Raw genomic sequence first — 846 nt, forward strand, 5'->3', positions numbered from 1 at the left:
TTATAATGAAAAGCTATTATTAAAAACATTTTTTATGTTATAATTTTTATTTATATAGATTAATATCCATTATTTTTATTGACTTTATTTGCTTTTTCCAATAAATCTGTAGAATTATCAAAAGGCGGTATTGCAAAGCTGAATATTGTTTTATTATTTTTATTAGATATTGCTAAATCTCCAAATTTAATAATATCCATTCCTATAAGCATATCACAGCCGCCAATATCACAAACACTAGCTCTAACATTTTTTATATTAACTTTATTTACCAATAATATATCTATTAATACAATATCAACTGTATGTATTCCGCTATTAACACCTCTTACCTTACAACTATCAATAGGTTTTAAATTGAGTTCTTCATACACCTTATGGGTAATAGCTGTGTTAGTTGCTCCTGTATCCCATACTGCATCGTATTCTTTTTCTAGTCCAAATTTATTTTTTATTAATACTTTTGTTTTTAATTCTATAGGTGTATGATTGTACTCTACTCTAAATGCAAAATGGAATTGCTTTTTTTTCTTAAAAATTGACACGGGAATAGAATCTCCAGTTAGTATCTTCATCATTACTAGATACTATTTTTACTGCAAAAGTACCTAGTTCCATAGTTTTTACTGATTCATTGATGGCTTCTTCATCACTATTGTAAACACCTTTTAATTCATCACCTTTTATTACTATATGCTTGCCTAGATACTTTTCCCTAAACTCTTTTATATGTTCTTCATAAAATTTATTTTCTACTTCAAACATATATCCCCCCTTTTTATAAAGTGATTAATTACTCTTCTCCTATACTCATAGGCATGATGATGTAATAATAATCCTCTCTTT

The 846-nt window shown here is 26.6% G+C and carries 2 protein-coding genes; both read right to left on the bottom strand.

All coding sequences use genetic code 11. The annotated features are described in order from the left end of the window. Nucleotides 1–59: 59 nt before the first annotated feature. A complete protein-coding gene (locus EZH24_RS12815; RefSeq protein ID WP_137999422.1) occupies nt 60–578 on the bottom strand; it encodes a retropepsin-like aspartic protease in 519 nt (172 codons plus the stop codon). Next, nucleotides 532–765 carry a hypothetical protein gene (locus EZH24_RS12820; protein ID WP_137999423.1) on the bottom strand — a complete coding sequence of 78 codons (234 nt, stop codon included), beginning with the start codon at nt 763–765 and terminating at the stop codon, nt 532–534. Before EZH24_RS12820 ends, EZH24_RS12815 begins: the two co-directional genes overlap by 47 nt. Between the last annotated feature and the right edge of the window lie 81 nt (nt 766–846).

The sequence above is a fragment of the Brachyspira catarrhinii genome (assembly GCF_005518285.1).
GTDB classification, from domain to species: domain Bacteria; phylum Spirochaetota; class Brachyspiria; order Brachyspirales; family Brachyspiraceae; genus Brachyspira; species Brachyspira catarrhinii.